1 protein-coding gene is annotated in these 416 nt (G+C 52.4%); it reads right to left on the reverse strand.

The window, feature by feature from the left end; translation table 11 throughout:
- Nucleotides 1-416: sialate O-acetylesterase (locus tag E0D98_RS25940; RefSeq protein ID WP_165941082.1), on the reverse strand; the 416-nt coding region annotated here is incomplete at both ends.

Raw genomic sequence — 416 nt, forward strand, 5'->3', positions numbered from 1 at the left:
GCACATTCACCCCGTTCTCATCCGTCATGAACGGTACGAAATGGATATTCTTTTCCGTTTTGTTTTTATAGCTGCCGTACACCGTCTGGTACGTGGATTCGTTCTTCTGCTTCCAGAAATACGTCGTGTCCCCGCATATCCAGGGAACACCGCCAGCAGAGCCACCAACGCACTGACCTGCCATATCCGTCAGGTCTGCACGGAATTTATCAACCAGCGCACCAAACTGTGCTGCGTGATTTCCGGGCGTGCCGTCAAAATCAAATTCCCCCTGCATCCACACCACGGTAAACAGCACATTTTTCGGGTTCTTCTTCAGTGCTGCTTTTGTTCGACCGATAAGGTCCTTATACAGCGGCTTGTCCACACCCCAGCGCGCTGAATTCTCCGAGGCACCGCCAGCGTCACTGTATGTG

Source organism: Escherichia sp. KCJ4928 (assembly GCF_004352695.1).
Taxonomy (GTDB): domain Bacteria; phylum Pseudomonadota; class Gammaproteobacteria; order Enterobacterales; family Enterobacteriaceae; genus ECMA0423.